Below are 2,179 nucleotides of genomic sequence, written 5' to 3' on the forward strand. Positions count from 1 at the left end.
CTCGGCGCTCGCCTCCAAGGCCACCGGCTTCCCCATCGCCAAGATCGCCGCCAAGCTCGCCGTCGGCCACACCCTCGACGAGATCCCGAACGACATCGCCGAGCAGCCGCCCGGCCACGTGGTGGTCCGGGCGGGCGACGTGGCCACCGGGATCGGCCGGACCTTCGCCGAGGCGCTGAACAAGGCTCTGCGCGCGCGGGACGGCGAGCCGGCCGGCCCGGGCGCGAGCGGCCGGGCGGTCCTCGACGCCGCGAGGGCCGATCCCTGGCTGGCCGAGCAGCTCGCCCTCATCGAGGAGGTCGCCGACGAGATCAGTGCGGCCCCCGGTCTCGACCCCGGGCTTCTGGCCGAGGCCAAGCGCCACGGGTTCTCCGACGCGCGCATCGCCGGCCTGCGGTCGATGCAGGAAACCGCGGTGCGCGAGGTGCGGCACGCCCTGGGGATTCGTCCGGTCCATCGGGCCCTGGGCGGCGGCGAGGGCAGGACGCCATGTCTGTCTTCCTCGTACGAACCCCCGCCCGAACTCTCGTACGGCGAGAGCGCTCACGAGGCGGCCCCGGTCGCGCGGCGTGCCAGGCCCGCCGTGATCATCCTGGGTCCCGACCCCGTGCTCGACACTCAGAGCGGTGCGTTCGCTCACGCCGCCGTCCACGCGGCCGCCGCGCTGCGCGCGACCGGCCACGAAACCGTCGTGGTCACCTGCGACCCCGCGCCGCTGTCCGCCGGCCACGGCAGTGTCGACCGGCTCCACTTCGCTCCGCTCACGGTGGAGGACGTCCTGGAGGTCGTGCACGCCGAGCGGCAGAGCGGGCCGGTGGCCGGGGTCGTCGCACAGTTCGGCGGGGCAGGGGTCCTGCGTCTCGCGCAGGGGCTCCGGGACAGCGGCGTGACGATCCTCGGCACGCCGCCGGACGCCGTCCGCCTCGCCGGGGACCCCGGCGCGTTCCACCGGTTGCTGCGCGCGGCCGGGCTGTCCGCTCCTAAGCACGGCACCGCCTCCTCCGCCACGGCGGCGAAGGAGGTCGCCGCGGAGATCGAGTACCCGGTGACGGTGGTCCGCCCGGACGTGCCCGGCGGGGCCGGCCCGGAGGTCGTTCACGACGAGGGCGCTCTGGCCTCCTGGCTCGCCCGGCACGGTGCCCCGGACCGCGGGCGGCCGTTGCTGATCGGCCAGGTTCTGCGCGATGCCGTCGAGGTCGGCGTGGACGCCCTGTTCGACGGGACCGAGCTCTACCTCGGCGGAGTCATGGAACACGTCGGGGAACCCGGCACCGACAGCGGTGACTCGGCCTGCGTCCTGCCGCCCGTCACCCTCGGCGGGCACGACATCGCGCGCCTGCGCACCGTCACCGAGGCCGTCGCCACGGGTCTGGGCGTGCGCGGGCCACTGTCCGTCCGGTACGCCCTGGCCGGTGGAGTCGTCCACGTGCTGGGTGCCGAACCGTACGCCTCCGGGACGGTGCCCTTCACCTCGAAGGCGACCGCCGTACCGCTCGCGCGGGCCGCCGGACGCATCGTGCTCGGCGCCACCGTGGCCGAACTGCGCGGCGAGGGCCTGCTCCGGAAGAGCGGCGACGGTGGCACCCTGCCGCCGGACGCGCCGATCTCCGTCCGGCAGAGCGTCCTGACCGCCGGTGACGTCATGGGGATCGGCGCCGACTTCGGCGCGGCTTACGCCACGTCCCGGTCCGCCGCGCAGGGTTCGCTGCCGACCAAGGGCCGCGCCCTGCTGTGCGTGGCCGGCCGCGACGCACGCTCGATGGTCTTCCCCGCTCGCGAACTGGCCGCCATGGGTTTCGAGTTGCTGACGGCGGCGGGCACCGCCGACGTGCTCCGGCGCAACGGCGTCGGGGCCGGCACCGTGCGCACGACCGGCGAGTCGGCTGCCGCCCGGCTCGTCCGTGACGGGCAGGTCGACCTCGTCGTCATCACGCACCGCGGCGACGAGGGCCCGCCCGGCAGTCACGAGATCCGGGCTGCCGCGGCCGCCCACGCCGTTCCCTGCCTGACCACGGTCCGGGCCCTCGCCGCCGCCGTCCAGGGCATCGACCGCGTCCGGCGCCCTCAGAACAGCATGCCGACACGGTCTCTCCAGGAGTGGCAGTCCGCCACGGCACCGATCACCGCACACTGACTCGGGCCCGGGCGGCGGGCCGTGGGAACAGTCCCACGGCCCGCC

1 pseudogene is annotated in these 2,179 nt (G+C 75.4%); it reads left to right on the forward strand.

Annotated features, from left to right (window positions below):
• Nucleotides 1-2,134, forward strand: a pseudogene (gene carB / locus ABZ471_RS48425) (carbamoyl phosphate synthase large subunit); the annotation flags it as partial.
• Nucleotides 2,135-2,179 lie beyond the last annotated feature (45 nt).

The sequence above is a fragment of the Streptomyces sp. NPDC005728 genome (genome assembly GCF_040630895.1).
Taxonomy (GTDB): Bacteria; Actinomycetota; Actinomycetes; order Streptomycetales; family Streptomycetaceae; genus Streptomyces.